The sequence below is a fragment of the Citrobacter sp. LUTT5 genome (assembly GCF_009905315.1).
Taxonomy (GTDB): domain Bacteria; phylum Pseudomonadota; class Gammaproteobacteria; order Enterobacterales; family Enterobacteriaceae; genus Citrobacter; species Citrobacter freundii.
Genome location: NZ_CP047606.1, coordinates 4,139,797 through 4,157,389 on the forward strand (window position 1 = coordinate 4,139,797; position 17,593 = coordinate 4,157,389).

At 52.8% G+C, this 17,593-nt stretch carries 16 protein-coding genes and 1 riboswitch; of the genes, 8 read left to right on the forward strand and 8 right to left on the reverse strand.

Annotation, left to right across the window (positions count from 1 at the left end):
* Window positions 1-89 precede the first annotated feature (89 nt).
* The 4 genes from leuA to leuD are packed head-to-tail and all read left to right on the forward strand — an operon-like array spanning window position 90 to window position 4,771.
* Window positions 90-1,661, forward strand: coding sequence for a 2-isopropylmalate synthase (leuA, locus tag GUC46_RS19905; protein WP_003837421.1), 1,572 nt, complete (start codon window positions 90-92; stop codon window positions 1,659-1,661).
* A complete protein-coding gene (gene leuB / locus GUC46_RS19910) occupies window positions 1,661-2,752 on the forward strand; it encodes a 3-isopropylmalate dehydrogenase (protein WP_003837420.1) in 1,092 nt (363 codons plus the stop codon). The genes leuA and leuB overlap by 1 nt, the downstream gene beginning before the upstream one ends.
* A gap of 2 nt (window positions 2,753-2,754) precedes the next feature.
* On the forward strand, window positions 2,755-4,155 hold the full coding sequence (leuC, locus tag GUC46_RS19915; protein WP_016149551.1) for a 3-isopropylmalate dehydratase large subunit: 1,401 nt from the start codon (window positions 2,755-2,757) through the stop codon (window positions 4,153-4,155).
* A gap of 10 nt (window positions 4,156-4,165) precedes the next feature.
* A complete protein-coding gene (gene leuD / locus GUC46_RS19920) occupies window positions 4,166-4,771 on the forward strand; it encodes a 3-isopropylmalate dehydratase small subunit (protein ID WP_003837416.1) in 606 nt (201 codons plus the stop codon).
* A gap of 45 nt (window positions 4,772-4,816) precedes the next feature.
* Here the strand turns inward: leuD and GUC46_RS19925 are convergent, their stop codons facing one another.
* The 5 genes from GUC46_RS19925 to sgrT form a co-directional block, all read right to left on the reverse strand.
* Window positions 4,817-5,809, reverse strand: coding sequence for a substrate-binding domain-containing protein (locus tag GUC46_RS19925; RefSeq protein WP_044699207.1), 993 nt, complete (start codon window positions 5,807-5,809; stop codon window positions 4,817-4,819).
* A gap of 82 nt (window positions 5,810-5,891) precedes the next feature.
* The gene (locus tag GUC46_RS19930; RefSeq protein ID WP_160180643.1) at window positions 5,892-7,175 is read right to left on the reverse strand and encodes an MFS transporter; all 1,284 of its coding nucleotides are present in this window, start codon (window positions 7,173-7,175) and stop codon (window positions 5,892-5,894) included.
* Between the two features lie 58 nt (window positions 7,176-7,233).
* A complete protein-coding gene (gene idnO, locus GUC46_RS19935) occupies window positions 7,234-7,998 on the reverse strand; it encodes a gluconate 5-dehydrogenase (protein ID WP_130715181.1) in 765 nt (254 codons plus the stop codon).
* Window positions 7,999-8,276: 278 nt separating this feature from the next.
* A complete protein-coding gene (locus GUC46_RS19940) occupies window positions 8,277-9,455 on the reverse strand; it encodes a sugar efflux transporter (protein WP_044712937.1) in 1,179 nt (392 codons plus the stop codon).
* Between the two features lie 373 nt (window positions 9,456-9,828).
* A complete protein-coding gene (gene sgrT, locus GUC46_RS19945) occupies window positions 9,829-9,957 on the reverse strand; it encodes a glucose uptake inhibitor SgrT (protein ID WP_003018817.1) in 129 nt (42 codons plus the stop codon).
* Window positions 9,958-10,056: 99 nt separating this feature from the next.
* On the opposite strand from sgrT, the gene sgrR reads away from it, so the two are divergent.
* The 4 genes from sgrR to thiQ all read left to right on the forward strand — a co-directional run bounded on the left by sgrR (window position 10,057) and on the right by thiQ (window position 15,151).
* The gene (gene sgrR, locus GUC46_RS19950) at window positions 10,057-11,712 is read left to right on the forward strand and encodes an HTH-type transcriptional regulator SgrR (RefSeq protein ID WP_057101879.1); all 1,656 of its coding nucleotides are present in this window, start codon (window positions 10,057-10,059) and stop codon (window positions 11,710-11,712) included.
* A 33-nt stretch (window positions 11,713-11,745) separates the two neighbouring features.
* A riboswitch (TPP riboswitch) is annotated at window positions 11,746-11,869 on the forward strand.
* Window positions 11,870-11,899: 30 nt separating this feature from the next.
* On the forward strand, window positions 11,900-12,883 hold the full coding sequence (thiB, locus tag GUC46_RS19955; protein ID WP_016149544.1) for a thiamine ABC transporter substrate binding subunit: 984 nt from the start codon (window positions 11,900-11,902) through the stop codon (window positions 12,881-12,883).
* Window positions 12,859-14,469: a thiamine/thiamine pyrophosphate ABC transporter permease ThiP gene (gene thiP, locus GUC46_RS19960; RefSeq protein ID WP_160180645.1), complete on the forward strand. Its 1,611-nt coding sequence runs from the start codon at window positions 12,859-12,861 to the stop codon at window positions 14,467-14,469. Before thiB ends, thiP begins: the two co-directional genes overlap by 25 nt.
* Window positions 14,453-15,151, forward strand: coding sequence for a thiamine ABC transporter ATP-binding protein ThiQ (gene thiQ / locus GUC46_RS19965; protein ID WP_032937527.1), 699 nt, complete (start codon window positions 14,453-14,455; stop codon window positions 15,149-15,151). The genes thiP and thiQ overlap by 17 nt, the downstream gene beginning before the upstream one ends.
* Before the next feature lie 97 nt (window positions 15,152-15,248).
* Here thiQ and GUC46_RS19970 read toward each other — a convergent pair whose 3' ends face one another.
* The 3 genes from GUC46_RS19970 to GUC46_RS24130 form a co-directional block, all read right to left on the reverse strand.
* On the reverse strand, window positions 15,249-16,016 hold the full coding sequence (locus GUC46_RS19970; RefSeq protein ID WP_003837398.1) for a DedA family protein: 768 nt from the start codon (window positions 16,014-16,016) through the stop codon (window positions 15,249-15,251).
* Between the two features lie 165 nt (window positions 16,017-16,181).
* Window positions 16,182-16,604: a hypothetical protein gene (locus GUC46_RS19975; RefSeq protein WP_075204112.1), complete on the reverse strand. Its 423-nt coding sequence runs from the start codon at window positions 16,602-16,604 to the stop codon at window positions 16,182-16,184.
* Between the two features lie 334 nt (window positions 16,605-16,938).
* Window positions 16,939-17,457: a hypothetical protein gene (locus tag GUC46_RS24130; RefSeq protein ID WP_226807874.1), complete on the reverse strand. Its 519-nt coding sequence runs from the start codon at window positions 17,455-17,457 to the stop codon at window positions 16,939-16,941.
* Window positions 17,458-17,593: the final 136 nt, after the last annotated feature.

The following is a 17,593-nucleotide window of genomic DNA, read 5'->3' on the forward strand; positions in this document are numbered from 1 at the left end:
CAGCTCCAGTTAAGACAAAAAACCCGCGCCGTTGCGCGGGTTTTTTTATGCTCGAAGCAAGGCGCCCTAAGAAACCAAGGACCTAAACCATGAGCCAGCAAGTCATTATTTTCGATACCACCTTACGCGATGGTGAACAGGCGTTACAGGCAAGCCTGAGTGTGAAAGAAAAACTGCAGATTGCGCTGGCCCTTGAGCGTATGGGCGTTGACGTGATGGAAGTGGGTTTCCCCGTTTCTTCACCGGGCGACTTTGAGTCAGTTCAGACTATCGCTCGTCAGGTTAAAAACAGCCGCGTTTGTGCCTTAGCTCGCTGCGTAGAAAAAGATATCGACGTTGCCGCAGAATCTCTGAAAGTCGCTGAGGCTTTCCGTATTCATACGTTTATCGCCACCTCGCCGATGCACATCGCGACGAAATTACGCAGTACGCTGGATGAGGTCATTGAGCGCGCGGTCTACATGGTTAAGCGTGCGCGTAATTATACCGATGACGTGGAGTTCTCCTGCGAAGATGCAGGCCGTACCCCTATCGCCGATTTGGCTCGCGTGGTTGAAGCTGCCATTAACGCGGGAGCCAAAACCATTAACATCCCCGATACCGTCGGTTACACCATGCCTTTCGAATTTGGGGCAATCATTTCTGGCCTGTATGAACGCGTACCAAATATCGATAAAGCCATCATCTCCGTACACACCCATGATGATTTAGGTTTGGGCGTAGGCAACGCACTGGCAGCCGTTCACGCCGGAGCGCGTCAGGTGGAAGGCGCGATGAACGGTATCGGCGAACGCGCCGGTAACTGCTCACTGGAAGAAGTGATCATGGCGATCAAAGTGCGTAAAGATATCCTGAATGTACAGACCCGCATCAATCACCAGGAGATCTGGCGCACCAGTCAATTAGTCAGCCAAATCTGCAACATGCCTATTCCGGCTAACAAAGCGATTGTCGGTAGCGGCGCCTTTGCCCACTCTTCCGGCATCCATCAGGACGGTGTACTGAAAAATCGTGAAAACTACGAAATCATGACGCCTGAATCCATCGGCCTGAACCAGGTACAGCTGAACCTGACGTCCCGTTCCGGACGTGCCGCGGTGAAACACCGTATGGACGAGATGGGATATAAAGAAAATGAATACAGCCTGGACAACCTGTACGACGCATTCCTGAAACTGGCGGACAAAAAAGGTCAGGTATTTGATTACGACCTGGAAGCGCTGGCCTTCATCAATAAACAGCAGGAAGAACCGGAGCATTTCCGTCTGGATTACTTCAGCGTGCAGTCCGGCTCAAACGACATCGCCACCGCCTCCGTCAAGCTGGCCTGTGGTGAAGAAGTCAAAGCCGAAGCGGCGAACGGTAACGGTCCGGTCGATGCCATTTATCAGGCAATCAACCGTGTAACTGAGTACAACGTCGAACTGGTGAAATACAGCCTGACCGCCAAAGGGCACGGTAAAGATGCGCTGGGTCAGGTGGATATCGTTGCCAACTATAATGGTCGTCGTTTCCACGGCGTCGGTCTGGCGACAGATATCGTCGAATCTTCCGCTAAAGCAATGGTTCATGTGCTGAACAACATCTGGCGCGCCGAAGAAGTCGAAAAAGAATTGCAACGCAAAGCTCAGAACAACGAGAACAACAAGGAAACCGTGTGATGTCGAAGAATTATCATATTGCTGTTTTGCCGGGTGACGGTATTGGCCCGGAAGTGATGGCGCAAGCCCTGAAGGTACTGGACGCAATCCGCAACCGCTTTAACATGCGCATTACCACCAGCCACTACGACGTGGGTGGTGCCGCTATCGATAACCACGGTCAGCCGCTGCCGCCTGCAACGGTTGAAGGCTGTGAACAAGCTGACGCCATTCTGTTTGGCTCCGTTGGCGGCCCGAAATGGGAAAATCTGCCGCCAAACCAGCAGCCAGAGCGTGGCGCGCTGCTGCCATTGCGTAAGCACTTCAAATTATTCAGCAATCTGCGCCCAGCTAAGCTCTATCAGGGTCTGGAAGCGTTTTGCCCTCTGCGCGCAGATATTGCCGCGAACGGTTTCGACATCCTGTGCGTACGCGAACTGACTGGCGGAATTTACTTCGGTCAACCAAAAGGCCGCGAAGGCAGCGGACAACATGAAAAAGCCTTTGATACCGAGGTTTATCACCGTTTCGAGATCGAACGTATTGCGCGTATCGCATTTGAATCCGCCCGTAAACGTCGCCGTAAAGTCACGTCGATTGATAAAGCTAACGTACTGCAAACGTCTATTCTGTGGCGCGAAATCGTCAATGAAATTGCTAATGAATACCCAGACGTTGAACTGGCGCATATGTACATCGACAACGCGACGATGCAATTGATCAAAGATCCTTCCCAGTTCGACGTGTTGCTGTGCTCTAACCTGTTTGGCGACATTCTGTCTGACGAGTGCGCCATGATCACCGGTTCAATGGGCATGTTACCGTCCGCCAGCCTGAATGATCAGGGCTTCGGTTTGTACGAGCCTGCTGGCGGCTCCGCTCCTGACATCGCCGGGAAAAACATTGCCAACCCTATCGCCCAAATCCTGTCGCTGGCGCTGCTGCTGCGCTACAGCCTGGATGCCAATGATGCGGCAACCGCAATTGAGAGCGCCATCAACCGCGCATTAGAAGAAGGCATCCGCACCGGTGACTTAGCCCGTGGCGCTGCCGCAGTCAGTACCGATGAAATGGGCGACATCATTGCCCGTTACGTCGCAGAAGGGGTGTAATCATGGCCAAAACGTTATACGAAAAATTGTTTGATGCGCACGTCGTCTTTGAAGCGCAAAACGAAACCCCGCTGTTGTACATCGACAGACATCTGGTGCATGAAGTGACCTCTCCGCAAGCGTTTGATGGCCTGCGCGCGCATGGCCGTCAGGTACGCCAGCCGGGTAAAACCTTTGCCACCATGGATCACAACGTCTCTACCCAGACCAAAGACATCAACGCGTCGGGTGAGATGGCACGCATCCAGATGCAAGAGCTGATTAAGAACTGTAACGAATTTGGCGTCGAGCTGTATGACCTGAACCATCCGTATCAGGGTATCGTTCACGTGATGGGGCCAGAACAAGGCGTGACGTTGCCGGGTATGACCATCGTCTGCGGCGATTCCCACACCGCTACACACGGCGCGTTCGGCGCGCTGGCGTTTGGTATTGGCACCTCTGAAGTTGAACACGTTCTGGCGACGCAGACCCTGAAACAGGGGCGCGCCAAAACCATGAAGATTGAAGTCAACGGTAAAGCAGCCCCTGGCATTACCGCCAAAGATATTGTGCTGGCGATTATCGGTAAAACCGGTAGTGCAGGCGGTACCGGACACGTAGTTGAGTTTTGTGGCGAAGCCATCCGCGCGCTGAGCATGGAAGGCCGCATGACCCTGTGCAACATGGCGATCGAATTGGGCGCGAAAGCGGGCTTGGTCGCGCCAGACCAGACCACCTTCAACTATGTCGAAGGCCGTCTGCATGCACCGAAAGGCAAAGACTTTGACGACGCGGTCGCCTACTGGAAAACCCTGCAAACGGATGAAGGCGCCACTTTCGACAGCGTCATCACCCTGCAAGCGGAAGAGATTGCGCCGCAGGTCACCTGGGGAACAAACCCGGGTCAGGTCATCTCGGTGAACGATAATATTCCCGACCCGGCATCCTTTGCCGATCCCGTTGAGCGCGCATCGGCTGAAAAAGCGCTGGCGTATATGGGGCTGAAGCCAGGTATTCCGTTAACGGAAGTGGCTATTGATAAAGTATTTATCGGTTCCTGCACCAACTCGCGTATTGAAGATTTACGCGCCGCGGCGGAAATCGCCAAAGGACGTAAAGTTGCGCCAGGCGTACAGGCACTGGTGGTGCCGGGCTCTGGTCCGGTGAAAGCGCAGGCGGAAGCAGAAGGTCTGGACAAGATCTTTATCGAAGCAGGATTCGAATGGCGTTTACCAGGCTGTTCCATGTGTCTGGCCATGAACAATGATCGCCTGAATCCGGGCGAGCGCTGCGCCTCCACCAGCAACCGTAATTTTGAAGGCCGTCAGGGCCGCGGTGGTCGCACGCATTTAGTCAGCCCGGCCATGGCCGCCGCTGCCGCCGTTACCGGTCATTTTGCCGACATTCGCAGCATCAAATAAGGAAACTACCATGGCAGAGAAATTTACCCAGCATACCGGCCTGGTTGTCCCACTGGATGCCGCCAACGTTGATACCGACGCAATCATTCCCAAACAGTTTTTGCAGAAGGTTACGCGTACCGGTTTTGGCGCTCATCTGTTTAACGACTGGCGTTTTCTGGACGAAAAAGGGCAACAGCCAAATCCTGAGTTCGTTTTGAACTTCCCGGAATATAAAGGGGCATCAATTCTGCTGGCGCGCGAAAACTTCGGCTGCGGTTCGTCACGCGAACATGCGCCGTGGGCGTTGACCGATTACGGCTTTAAAGTGGTGATTGCCCCAAGCTTTGCCGACATCTTCTACGGCAACAGTTTCAATAACCAACTGCTGCCGGTGACTCTGAGCGACGCGCAGGTAGATGAAATGTTTACCCTGGTGAAAGCCAATCCGGGCATTAAATTTGAAGTGGATCTGGAAGCGCAGGTGGTGAAAGCGGGCGATAAGTCCTACAGCTTTAAAATCGACGACTTCCGCCGCCACTGCATGCTGAACGGTCTGGACAGCATCGGGCTGACGCTGCAGCATGAAGCAGCCATCACCGAGTACGAAGACAAGCAGCCAGCATTTATGCAGTAATCTCTCCCGCTGGTCACCGCACGGTGGCCAGCCTCTACTCTTCGCCTACAGCGTATCGCCGTAATAGATTTGGTAGCCAAGATTAACGCTGCCCGGCGCATCCTTCCCGCCAAGACGTTTAATCAAAATATCCGCCGCCGTTTTGCCAATCTCAAAGCGTGGTGTAATCACGCTGGCGATTTTTTGCAGCCGCGCACGGCCAATTTCCAGCCCGTGGAAACCGGCAATCGCCATTTTTCCCGGCACATCGTACTGCTGTGCCTGACACTCCAGCAGCACGCCAACCGCCAGGTCATCGTTGGTACAGAAAATAGCGTCAATATCCGGCTTTTCCGCCATCGCCTGCTGGAACATTTTGCGCCCCAGCGCTACTGACGAAATCGTTTTTGGCGCCAGGTGATACGCCTCCAGCCCCTGCGCAGCCAGCGCATTCTCGGTACCGCGGTAACGACTCAAATCGCGAGGGTCGTCCATTGATCCAAAGAACGCAATGTGACGTTTTCCACTGTCGATAAACGCCTGGGTCATCTCGAAGGCCGCTTTTTCGTTATCGAAACCGACCTGTATATCAAGATACTGGCCGCTAATATCCATCAGTTCCGCCACCGGTACGCCGCTGGCGCGCACGTACTGGATCATCCGCTCGGTATGCAGTTTTCCGGTGAGGATCAAGCCGTCGATGTTGTAAGAGAGCAGATTCAGCACCTCGCGTTCTTCACGCTCGGCGTCATATTCGTAGTTGGCGATCAGCGTCTGGTACTGGCAAGCCGAGGTGACGGATTCAATTCCCGCCAGCACGTCGGCAAAGATCTGATTACGAAACGAGGGGATCAGCACACCAATAGTTTTGCTACGTGCGTTGAGCAGAATTTCCGGGGCGCGGTTAGGAATGTAGTTGTTCTCTTCCATGATTTTCGAAATCAATTCACGGCTGCGTTGCGACACCTGATTCGGGTCACGCAGATAACGGCTGACCGTCATCTTATTCAGACCGGCCAGATTAGCGATATCCTGTAATGTCATCCGATTGTTTTTCATGAGGTTCTCTACGACCAACATCCCATTATGCTCGCAGAGAACCTTATCACAGCCGGTTAGCGACTGCACTCCTCGCTCAACCTTAACGCGTTACCACCTCAGCCGACGGCGACGTGGTTTCATTTTGCGCACGAACGCAGTACATCAGCACCACCGATGACAGCAGAGCAATCGCCATGAAGGTGTAGGAGACGCCCGGCCCGCCGGTCACGCCGTTGAGGTAACCCACCAGCCACGCGCCGAGGAATGCCCCTAACGCGCCAAAACTGTTGATCATTCCCATCGACACGCCGGAGACGTTGCGCGGCAGCAGTTCGGGGATCAGCGCAAAGAACGGTCCGTAAGGCGCATACATACAGGCGGCGGCCACGACCAGCAGCGCGTAAGAGGGCCAGAAGGACTGGTTGCCCAGCATCCACGAGGCAAAGAACGCAATGGCAGCAATCAGCAGCAGCGGCCAGATAAACAGCTTACGGTTCTGGTATTTATCGGACAGCCAGGAAACCGTCAGCATCAGGCAGATCGCCGCCAGATACGGCACTGCCGCCAGCCAGCCCACCGCCACAATATCCATCTGCGCCGCGTTTTTCAGAATCGACGGCATCCACATCATGAAGCCATACACCCCGATGCTCCACAGCGCATGCACCGCGCAAAGCATAATGACGCTGCGTGAACGCATCGCTTCACCGTAGTTGCGCATCGGTTTGATGTCCCGCTGCTCGCGGTCCATCGCCTGCTGTAACGCCTGCTTCTCCTGCTCGCTCAACCAACCCGCATCCGCCGGTTTGTCGCGCACCAGAATCACCCAGCAGAAAGCCCAGATCACCGCAGGAATACCTTCAATGATAAACATTTCGCGCCAGCCCCAGGCTTCAATCAGGTAGCCAGAGACAATCGACATCCACAGCACTGTGACCGGGTTACCGAGAATTAAAAAGGTGTTGGCGCGCGAGCGTTCAGTTTTGGTAAACCAGTTGCTGATATAAATCAGCATCGCGGGCATCACCGCCGCTTCGACGATGCCGAGAATAAAGCGGATCGCCATCAGCGTTGGGATATTGCTGACAAAGCCGGTCGCCGCGGCACAAAGCCCCCAGAGGATCAGGCTGTAAAAAATCATTTTACGGACGCTATGTTTAACGGCATACATGGCGCCAGGCACCTGGAAAAAGAAATATCCCAGGAAAAAGAGCGCGCCAATCAGCGAGGCCGTGCCCTGGGTGATCCCTAAATCGTGTTCGATACCAGCGGCAGCGGCAAAGCCGTAATTGGCGCGGTCGAGATAAGCTAAGCTGTAGGTAATAAAAATAATCGGCATTAAATACCACCAGCGACGCGCTGGCAGTTTTGCGAGCATATTCATACTCACTCCTTGGATTATCATTAAAGGATGAGGTTGCTTCCCGCGGCCTCGTTAGCGATCAAACCGCGGCCAGCATGCCGCCATCGACAAACAGAAGATGCCCATTCACAAAGTCAGAGGCTGGGGCAGCCAGATAAACCGCCGCGCCGATCAACTCTTCCGGGTTACCCCAGCGAGCAGCGGGCGTGCGCTGGAACAGCCAGGCGGAGAATGCTTCATCGTTAACCAGCGCGGTGGTCATGTCGGTAGCGAAATAGCCGGGAGCAATACCGTTGACCTGAATATTGTATTCCGCCAGTTCCACGCACATGCCACGGGTTAACATTTTGACCGCGCCTTTTGACGCCGCGTAGGGGGTAATGGTTTTACGACCTAATTCACTTTGCATTGAGCAGATATTAATAATCTTCCCGCGGCGGCGTTGCACCATGTAGCGGGAAACCTGCTGTGATACCAGAAAGACCGATTTCTGGTTTACATCAATCACTTTGTCCCATTCAGCCTCCGGGAATTCGGTGAAGGGATAACGACGCTGGATTCCGGCGTTGTTAATTAAAATATCAATGGCCCCAACGTCCTTTTCAATTTGCGCGATGGCGCACACCACCTCTTCCCCGCTGGTAACATCAAATCCATAGCCAACAGCGCGATAGCCTTCGGCCACCAGTTTGTCCGCCGCCGCCTGCGCCCGCTGCTGGGTAATGTCGTTAATAACAATCTCAGCACCGTGCGCCGCCAGACCGCTGGCCAGCAGGTTACCAATGCCCTGAGCGGAACCGGTAATCAGCGCGCGTTTACCGGTCAGGTCGAATAGGTTTTTCATGAAAAAACTCCTTTTTTGATAACTGTTACGCGTAACTGTATACGCGTAACAGTAGAAAAAAGAAGATCCAGGAAGAGGAAAATGATCGTTATGTGATCAACGTTACATTTACGTGCAAGATAAAAAAAGAAGGATAGGCCTGATAAGCGTAACGCGTTCAGGCCGTAGGGACAGGTTGCCGGATGGCGGCGTAAACGCCTTATCCGGCCGACAAAAACGACAAAAACTAATGCAAAATATCGCCAGGCCGGGCACTACGACGCCAGGACTGCGCCGGACTAAACGTCCTTCACCCGCCCGGTCATCCACAGCGTAACCACCGAAATCACCGCAATCACCCAATAGACGGCATAGTGACCATAGCTTTGCGCAACTGCCCCCTGAATCACCCCTGCCAGAATGACTCCCGTTGAAATACTGTTGGTAAATAATGTGGTCGCTGACCCCGCACGTCCAGGCATCAGATCCTGAAACCACAGCATGCCTATCCCGGCGATAATACCGATAAATACCGCGTTAAACAGTTGCAGCACCAGCAGCGCCATACGGCTGTGAAAGAAGATCAAACCAATATAAAACAGCACGCCTGCCGCTACGGCCGCGATCATCATTCGCCGTTTACCAAAGCGCTTCACGTAATAGCCTGCCAGAATCATCGCCGGAATTTCCAGCCCAGCCGCCGTCCCCATCAGGATCCCGGCCAGCTTGTCCGGCAAGCCCAGTTCAAGACTTATCCACAGTGGCATATCAATGATGTACATGGTGTTGCAGGTCCACATCAGCGTGGAGGCAATAAACAACATACGCACATTTTTGTCCTGCCAACCGCCGGTCTGTTCCTGCGGCACGTCTACAGGCTGCTCCACCCGCGCGACAGACGGCAGTATCAGCGCAATCAGCACCAGGCTAATGGCAAAAATCCCTGCGGCAATGGAAAACATCGCCGTAAAGCCGTAATTCAGCGCCAGCATGAATGCCAGTGGCGGTCCTATCACCCAGGCCAACGAAAGCTGCGCACGCATCACCGAGCTAAACATCACCACTTCACGCGCGGAGTTATCAGCATATTCTCGCGCCAGCGCAAACAGCTGCGGCATGGCGGTGTTCGCCAGCGAGGCCAGCAGCACACCGCAGGTGATCAGCGTTAGATAGTGGCGATTAAAGGCAAACAGCAGCGCATTGCCAATCGCCATCAGGCAGCAAAACATGATCAGCTTGCGCCGATCGCCCTGGCTGTCGGATCGTTTCGCGAGGCCAAGGCTGACGACGATCCCGACAATCGCATTGACGGTGTAAAACAGCCCGACCCAAAATGGCTGCGCCCCGACTTCACGGCTCAGGAACAGACTCAGGGTGGGTGCCTGCAATGCCCCCGCCACGCCCATCATAAAAGCGACCAGCATAAATGCCGCGTAAACGCCGTTGAGGCGCCGTCCCATGGTCATAATCCAGAGCATATCTTTCCTTTTAAGCGCAGCTGAAACGAAAAAAGCCAGCAGATAATACCTGCTGGCGGGTGAACGAGGCTGTATCCTGCCATTATATCTGGCATCGACGCTGGGTAAAAAACGCATAATCCAGGCGGAGGGCGCTGGGTATAGAAATCTATTCCCAAGCCTGACAACGCAGAGTATGCGTTTTTTACACGCGTCCCGGAGGGCTGGGGCCATTTTTTCACATAGCTGTGTTGCTCACACCTTATTTGGTTCACCAAATTTCACTGTTCGCGCCTTGCCATGTGAAAAAATAGCCACCAGCGATGCTCAGATATAATGGCAGGATACAGCCTGCACCAATACTCAGTCACACATGATGTCTGCAATTTCCAATTCAGGAGTCAGATGTCATCTCCCACTGCATCAGCTCTTCGAGCATCTTTAAGCGCTGCGGTGCGCTCAGGCAAGCCAACCAGGACGATTTTTCCGTCGTGGTAAAGTACTTCAACCAGAACTGACGCATAGATGACCCCTTCGTTGTCTCATCGCTTCATCGGAATCTATTATTGGCTTAATATAGGGATTATAAAATTGCTGAGTTTTCCGCAGGAGTTCCCCTTTTATGTCTTCTGGTCGTTTGCAACAACAGTTCATCCGTCTGTGGCAATGCTGTGACGGCAAAGCGCAAGACACGACGCTCAACGAGCTGGCGGATCTGCTGAGCTGCTCGCGCCGCCATATGCGTACGCTGCTTAATACCATGCAGGATCGCGGCTGGTTAACGTGGGAAGCTGAAGTTGGACGAGGTAAACGCTCGCGCCTGACATTCCTCTATACCGGGCTGGCGCTCCAGCAGCAGCGCGCGGAAGACCTACTGGAACAGGATCGCATCGATCAACTGGTGCAACTGGTCGGTGACAAAACGGCCGTACGGCAAATGCTGGTCTCCCATCTGGGTCGCAGCTTTCGCCAGGGTCGGCATATCATGCGCGTTCTCTATTACCGCCCCATGCACAACCTGCTCCCCGGCACGGCATTACGCCGCTCCGAAACCCATATCGCCCGGCAAATCTTCAGCGCCTTAATTCGGGTAAATGAGGAAAACGGGGAACTGGAAGCGGACATTGCCCATCACTGGCAGCAAATTTCACCTTTACACTGGCGATTCTTCCTGCGTCCGGGGATCCATTTTCATCATGGCCGCGAGCTGGAAATGGCAGATGTTATCGCCTCACTGATGCGCATTAACAGCCTGCCGCTGTACTCACACATCACGCAGATCGTCTCTCCCACTGCCTGGACGCTGGATATCCATCTGGCCCAGCCAGACCGCTGGCTTCCCTGGCTTTTGGGGCAGGTCCCCGCCATGATCCTGCCGCGAGAATGGGAAACGCTAAACAACTTCTCCAGTCACCCGATTGGTACCGGTCCGTATGCGGTAATACGAAACACCAATAACCAACTGAAAATTCATGCATTTGATGATTACTTTGGCTACCGGGCCCTGATCGACGAAGTTAACGTTTGGGTATTACCCGACATCGGAGAAGAGCCTGGCGGCGGGTTGACGCTAAAAGGTCCCACAGAGGATGAAAAGGCGATCGAAAGCCGCCTCGAAGAAGGTTGCTACTACCTGCTGTTTGATGCGCGTAGCCACCGTGGAGCTAACCAGGAGGTCCGCGAATGGGTAAGCCGCATTCTCTCGCCAACGAATTTAATCTGCCACGCCGACGAACAGTACCAGCGACTGTGGTTTCCCGCGTATGGTTTACTCCCCCGCTGGCATCACGCAAAACCCGGTCATGGTGAAAAACCCGCCGGGCTGGAAACGCTGACTATCACTTACTATCGCGATCACATCGAACACCGGATTATCGCGCAGATAATGAAGACATTGCTCGCGCAGCATCAGGTGCAGTTGAATATTCAGGAGATCGACTACGATCAATGGCATGCAGGTGAAATCGTCAGCGATATCTGGCTCAACAGCGCCAACTTTACCCTACCGCTCGACTTCTCACTGTTCGCCCATTTGTGCGAAGTCCCGTTGCTGCAAAACTGTATCTCGCGGGACTGGGAAAACGATGCGGCTCGCTGGCGAACGGGCGAAATGAGCCTGGCTGCATGGTGCCAACAGCTGCTCGCCACAAAGGCCATTGTGCCATTAATCCACCACTGGCTGATCATTCAGGGACAGCGCAGTATGCGCGGGCTGCGCATGAATACCCTCGGCTGGTTTGATTTTAAATCGGCGTGGTTTGCTCCGCCGGATCCTTAATTGCTGCTAAGCAACAAAATCATTACACTAACGCCGTTCTCAACGGGGTGCTAAATAAAAACATACACAAAATCATTCGATCTGCGTATGGGCTGAGAGATACCCGTCGAACCTGATCCGGATAATGCCGGCGAAGGGATTTGAGGCTTATCTCAAGTCCTTTGCCACCCAACTCTTGAGGTGCAAAGTGTTTAAAAAATGTCTTCCGCTTTTACTGCTGTGCGCAGCGCCTGTCTTCGCCAAACCTGTACTGACCGTCTATACCTACGACTCGTTCGCAGCTGACTGGGGCCCGGGCCCAACAATCAAAAAAGCCTTTGAAGCTGACTGCAATTGCGAGCTGAAACTGGTCGCGCTGGAAGATGGCGTCTCGCTGCTTAACCGCCTGCGCATGGAAGGAAAAAACAGCAAAGCCGACGTCGTGCTGGGTCTGGATAACAACCTTCTGGAAGCCGCCACACAAACCAAACTCTTTGCCAAAAGTGGTGTAGCAAACGACACCGTTAACGTACCCGGCGGCTGGAAAAACGATACCTTCGTGCCGTTTGACTACGGTTATTTCGCCTTCGTTTATGATAAGAACAAGCTGAAGAATCCGCCCAAAAGCCTGAAAGAACTGGTAGAGAGCGACCAAAAATGGCGCGTCATTTATCAGGATCCACGCACCAGCACGCCAGGTCTGGGTCTGCTGCTATGGATGCAGAAAGTCTATGGTGATAAAGCGCCAGAGGCGTGGCAGAAACTGGCAGCCAAAACCGTCACCGTCACCAAGGGCTGGAGCGAAGCCTACGGCCTGTTCCTGAAAGGTGAAAGCGATCTGGTGCTCAGCTACACCACCTCTCCGGCCTATCACATCATCGCCGAGAAAAAAGACAACTACGCCGCCGCTAATTTTAGCGAAGGCCACTATTTGCAGGTGGAAGTCGCCGCCCGCACCGCGGCCAGCAAGCAGCCGGAACTGGCCGAGAAATTCCTGAAGTTCATGGTGTCTCCGGCATTCCAGAATGCGATTCCGACCGGCAACTGGATGTATCCCGTGACGCAAGTCGCCCTGCCGTCAGGATTCGAGCACCTGAATAAACCGACCACCGCGCTGGAATTTACGCCACAGCAGGTTGCGACTCAACGTCAGGCATGGATTAGCGAATGGCAACGCGCCGTCAGCCGTTAATCCCCGGCTGGCTGGTTCCAGGGCTTACCGCCGCCACGCTGATGGTGGCCGTTGCCCTGGCCGCGTTTCTGGCACTGTGGTTTAACGCCCCGCAGGGAGAGTGGTCCTCGCTGTGGCAAGATGACTACCTGTGGCACGTGGTGCGCTTTTCTTTCTGGCAGGCTTTTCTATCCGCTGTGCTGTCGGTTGTCCCGGCGATTTTCCTTGCCAGAGCGCTCTATCGCCGCCGTTTTCCAGGACGTCTGGCGCTGCTGCGCCTGTGCGCCATGACATTAATCCTGCCGGTGCTGGTCGCGGTCTTCGGTATTCTTAGCGTCTACGGTCGCCAGGGATGGCTGGCCTCACTCTGGCATGTCTTCGGGCTGGAATGGACCTTTTCGCCTTACGGTTTGCAGGGCATTCTGCTGGCGCACGTCTTTTTCAATCTGCCGATGGCCAGCCGCCTGCTGTTACAATCGCTGGAGAGTATTCCCGGCGAACAGCGGCAGTTAGCCGCTCAGTTGGGTATGCGTGGCTGGCATTTCTTCCGTTTTGTTGAATGGCCGTGGCTGCGTCGTCAGATCCTGCCCGTCGCAGCACTCATCTTTATGCTGTGCTTCGCCAGCTTCGCCACCGTTCTGTCGCTGGGCGGCGGGCCACAGGCCACGACCATCGAGCTGGCTATCTATCAGGCGCTGAATTTTGATTACGATCCTGCCCGCGCAGCCATGCTGGCGTTGATCCAGATGGTTTGTTGTTTGGCGCTTGTGCTTCTCAGTCAACGTCTGAGCCGCGCGATTGCTCCCGGTGCTACCCTGGTACAAGGCTGGCGCGATCCTGACGATCGCCTGCACAGCCGACTGACTGACGCAATCCTGATTATTCTGGCCCTGTTGCTGTTGCTGCCGCCGCTGCTGGCGGTGATTGTCGATGGCTTAAACCGCCATGTTCTGGATGTACTGATGCAGCCAGTGCTGTGGCAGGCGCTGGGAACCTCGCTGCGCATCGCATTAGCAGCAGGAGCGTTATGCGTCATACTCACCATGATGCTGTTATGGAGCAGTCGTGAACTTCGTGCACGACTGCAGGTGCTGGCAGGTCAGATGCTGGAACTGAGCGGCATGATGATCCTCGCCATGCCGGGTATCGTGCTGGCAACCGGCTTCTTTCTGCTGCTCAATAACACTATTGGGCTTCCCGAATCTGCCGACGGCATTGTCATTTTTACCAATGCGCTGATGGCGATCCCTTATGCATTGAAGGTGCTGGAAAACCCAATGCGTGACGTCACTGCGCGCTATAGTATGTTGTGCCAATCGTTGGGCATTGAGGGATGGTCGCGCCTGAAAGTGGTTGAACTGCGCGCCCTGAAGCGCCCGCTGGCACAGGCGATGGCGTTTGCCTGCGTGCTGTCGATTGGCGATTTTGGCGTAGTGGCGTTATTTGGTAATGAGGATTTCCGCACCCTGCCGTTTTATTTATATCAGCAGATTGGCTCTTATCGCAGTCAGGATGGCGCAGTTACGGCGTTATTACTGCTGATCCTGTGCTTTACGCTGTTTACCGTTATTGAGAAATTGCCGGGTCGAAATGTTAAAACTGATTGATATCACATGGCTTTATCACCATCTGCCCATGCGCTTTACGCTGTCGGTCGCGCGCGGTGAGCAGATAGCGATACTCGGGCCCAGCGGCGCCGGGAAAAGTACGCTGCTGAATCTGATTGCCGGCTTTCTCACGCCTGCCAGCGGTAACATGGTGATTGACGGTGAAGATCACACCACGACACCACCCTCGCGCCGTCCTGTTTCTATGCTGTTTCAGGAAAACAACCTGTTCAGCCATCTGAGCGTACAGCAAAATATCGGCCTGGGCCTGAATCCTGGATTGAAGCTTAACGCATCGCAGCGGGAGAAAATACTCCACATCGCCCAGCAAATGGGGATCGACTCTCTGCTGGAACGCCTCCCCGGTGAGCTTTCCGGCGGACAGCGGCAGCGCGTGGCGCTGGCGCGTTGTCTGGTGCGGGAACAACCTATTTTACTGCTTGATGAACCGTTCTCTGCACTTGATCCCGCGCTGCGCCAGGAGATGCTAACGCTGGTGGCCGAAGTCTGTCGCGAGAAGCAACTGACGTTACTGATGGTTTCCCACAGCGTAGAAGATGCGGCGCGAATTGCGCCCCGCTCGATTGTGGTCGCCGACGGGCGCATCGCCTGGCAGGGCGATACGGACGATCTGTTAAGCGGCAACGCTAGCGCCTCGGCGCTATTGGGCATTAAAGCATAATGCGTTGCCGGATGACGGCGTGAACGCCTTATCCGGCCTACATAATGTGCGACCTGTAGGCCGGATAAGGCGAAGCCGCCATCCGGCAAAAGATTCGTCAGTAACCCACGACTTTACGCAGAATATCGATATACACCGGCATCAGCGGATGGCGCAGTAACGCCACCAACGCAACCACACCGATCCCGAGCGTCAACGGCGCCAGATACAGCAAACGGCTGCGGGGGAAATACGCCGTTAAGCGATCGACAGCCGCTTTGCCACTGCGCCATAGCCGCCAGCAAAACCAGCCGCCAACCCAGAGCAACACCGCCGTCGCCAGCAGCAACCATTTGAAATCCCCGCTCTGCATATCAGAAGGAATATCAATTGCCGCTCCCGCCAGGATCCCCGGCAGGAAGTAGAACGGTGGCCACAGCACGCAGCCGATAATATTCGGGACGATAAATTTAGCGACAGGCAGATCCAGCATGCCTGCTACCATCGGCACCAGCGGACGCGTCGGTCCGACAAAACGCCCCACCAGAATAGTAAACATGCTGTGCTGATGCAGGGCGTGCTCGGTTTTATCCAGCAACGCCTTGTTCTTTTTCATGAACGACCAACGGTGCAATGGCTTTTTAAAGCGCCAGCCCAGCCAAAAAGAGATCCAGTCCCCCAATAAGCAACCTATAATGCCCGCAAGCCAGGCATGCCAGAAGTTCAGTTCGCCGCTGCCAATCAGCGCCCCCAGCCCCGCCATCATCACGGTCCCGGGTAGAATCAGGCCAACCAGCGCCAGCGACTCCAAAAAAGCCACCAGAAGTACGGCGATCAGAGAGTACAGGGCGGACTGGAGAATAAAGTGTTCCAGCAATGCTTGCATAATGTGTCCGTCAAATTTACGAAGCAGGGATTTTGATAACCCCTCTCAACTTCGTCAAGCCATCAATTGTCTGAATAGATTGCGAGTTATGACAACTTTCAGGATACATCATTCACTTTTTATTCACATCCAGCGTAATTGGGATGCTCAGGAACACACTTTGCGTCACTTCACCCTCTCAACGAACTCCAGTTCGAGGATATCTGATTTTTGGTAGACGCAATAACGGTGATAATTACTGGAGAAATCATTAGGATCGTGATAAATCCATAAGCAATCATATTTTATTGAAGAACCGAGTTGTTGTAGAAAATCACGTAAGACTGTTTTTTTTTCAGCAACATCCTTAACATGATGCCATGTTATTATGACTAGTGTTCGCTGTTCATCTAAATCATAATCATAGTTATAATCAATATCTTCTGATATTAATGGTATGCTTTTTAGCGTATCAGGCGTATATAGCCAGTATGAGAAAATATCATCTCGCTTATAATGATGTTCTCCCGATGTCAAAACAAACCAACCATAGAACGCCAAAGGGGATAGCAGAAATAATGAAGAAATAAATAGAGCATATTTTCTCATCTCTCTACTCACTTAAGTGGAGAATGAGGATGAAGCAGAAAAAAAGATGGTCTATCAAAAGGCGAGTCAGCATAACCCAGTGTATCAGAAATTGAAAACGTACCATAAAGCTCATGATTCAATCTATTTTTTCCTTAAAAAAGTCGCCAACAGGATTATTATTAAACTGATTGTACAATAAACCTGAAAATGAATTATCTAATGGTTTTATATAACTCAACCACTCTGGGAGATTTTTTTTGATAGGCTCACCATATCTGAATGGTGGTTTTGTCGAAAATAAATACGGAAAAAAATCTCTATTTTTAAAAGTACCGATTGGATCATGAGCATCTCATATCTGTATGGCCGTTTCATAGGATACAGGTTTTGCTCGCCACAATGGGTCTGGTCCCGTACCAAAAACACGATAAAAGCCGACTAAATCAGAAACCAAATCCTCCACACTAAATCCACTATCCGTGTACCAGTTGAAAAGGATAGAGTTCTGCCATGCTTCGAATCGTTTTGCCGTCCCATACATAATAGTCAAAGCCACTCGTGCCTTAAGCACTGGAGAAAGACAAGCACGAACCATAACTTGAGTATGTACACCAGTATGAAAAGTAAAGTTTACCCCAAATAAATTTTTCCCTTTTCCCATTTCTTGATAATAGTTTACCGGGAAGTACCAATCATTGAACTCATTATAATATTTTGCCCACTGTTCTTGCTCAAGCTTTTTCTTTAAGAATCTGGCATCATCACCCTGAGCATGACCTAAATCAATCCATCCCAGCTCTTCTGTATAAATTAAACCATTTTTTTTAGTGGTTGCAAAAGTCCCATCAGTAATATCAAATCGCTTACTCATTTAAAACCTCCTTGACAGGTGGTTTATAGCAAGAATAATTTTATCAAACAAATGCTAATTTCTTATTTTTTATAGATATCTATTCATCACAAAATTACAACTTATTTTAGATGCCAAATTTTAAGGCGCTGAAAGA

What these genes read in the sequence shown, in the direction of transcription:
- leuA (WP_003837421.1), top strand. Translation starts at nt 90, where the DNA reads ATGAGCCAGCAAGTCATTATTTTCGATACCACCTTACGCGATGGTGAA.
- leuB (WP_003837420.1), top strand. Translation starts at nt 1,661, where the DNA reads ATGTCGAAGAATTATCATATTGCTGTTTTGCCGGGTGACGGTATTGGC.
- leuC (WP_016149551.1), top strand. Translation starts at nt 2,755, where the DNA reads ATGGCCAAAACGTTATACGAAAAATTGTTTGATGCGCACGTCGTCTTT.
- leuD (WP_003837416.1), top strand. Translation starts at nt 4,166, where the DNA reads ATGGCAGAGAAATTTACCCAGCATACCGGCCTGGTTGTCCCACTGGAT.
- GUC46_RS19925 (WP_044699207.1), bottom strand. Translation starts at nt 5,809, where the DNA reads ATGAAAAACAATCGGATGACATTACAGGATATCGCTAATCTGGCCGGT.
- GUC46_RS19930 (WP_160180643.1), bottom strand. Translation starts at nt 7,175, where the DNA reads ATGAATATGCTCGCAAAACTGCCAGCGCGTCGCTGGTGGTATTTAATG.
- idnO (WP_130715181.1), bottom strand. Translation starts at nt 7,998, where the DNA reads ATGAAAAACCTATTCGACCTGACCGGTAAACGCGCGCTGATTACCGGT.
- GUC46_RS19940 (WP_044712937.1), bottom strand. Translation starts at nt 9,455, where the DNA reads ATGCTCTGGATTATGACCATGGGACGGCGCCTCAACGGCGTTTACGCG.
- sgrT (WP_003018817.1), bottom strand. Translation starts at nt 9,957, where the DNA reads ATGCGTCAGTTCTGGTTGAAGTACTTTACCACGACGGAAAAATCGTCC.
- sgrR (WP_057101879.1), top strand. Translation starts at nt 10,057, where the DNA reads ATGTCTTCTGGTCGTTTGCAACAACAGTTCATCCGTCTGTGGCAATGC.
- thiP (WP_160180645.1), top strand. Translation starts at nt 12,859, where the DNA reads ATGGCAACGCGCCGTCAGCCGTTAATCCCCGGCTGGCTGGTTCCAGGG.
- thiQ (WP_032937527.1), top strand. Translation starts at nt 14,453, where the DNA reads ATGTTAAAACTGATTGATATCACATGGCTTTATCACCATCTGCCCATG.
- GUC46_RS19970 (WP_003837398.1), bottom strand. Translation starts at nt 16,016, where the DNA reads ATGCAAGCATTGCTGGAACACTTTATTCTCCAGTCCGCCCTGTACTCT.
- GUC46_RS19975 (WP_075204112.1), bottom strand. Translation starts at nt 16,604, where the DNA reads ATGAGAAAATATGCTCTATTTATTTCTTCATTATTTCTGCTATCCCCT.
- GUC46_RS24130 (WP_226807874.1), bottom strand. Translation starts at nt 17,457, where the DNA reads ATGAGTAAGCGATTTGATATTACTGATGGGACTTTTGCAACCACTAAA.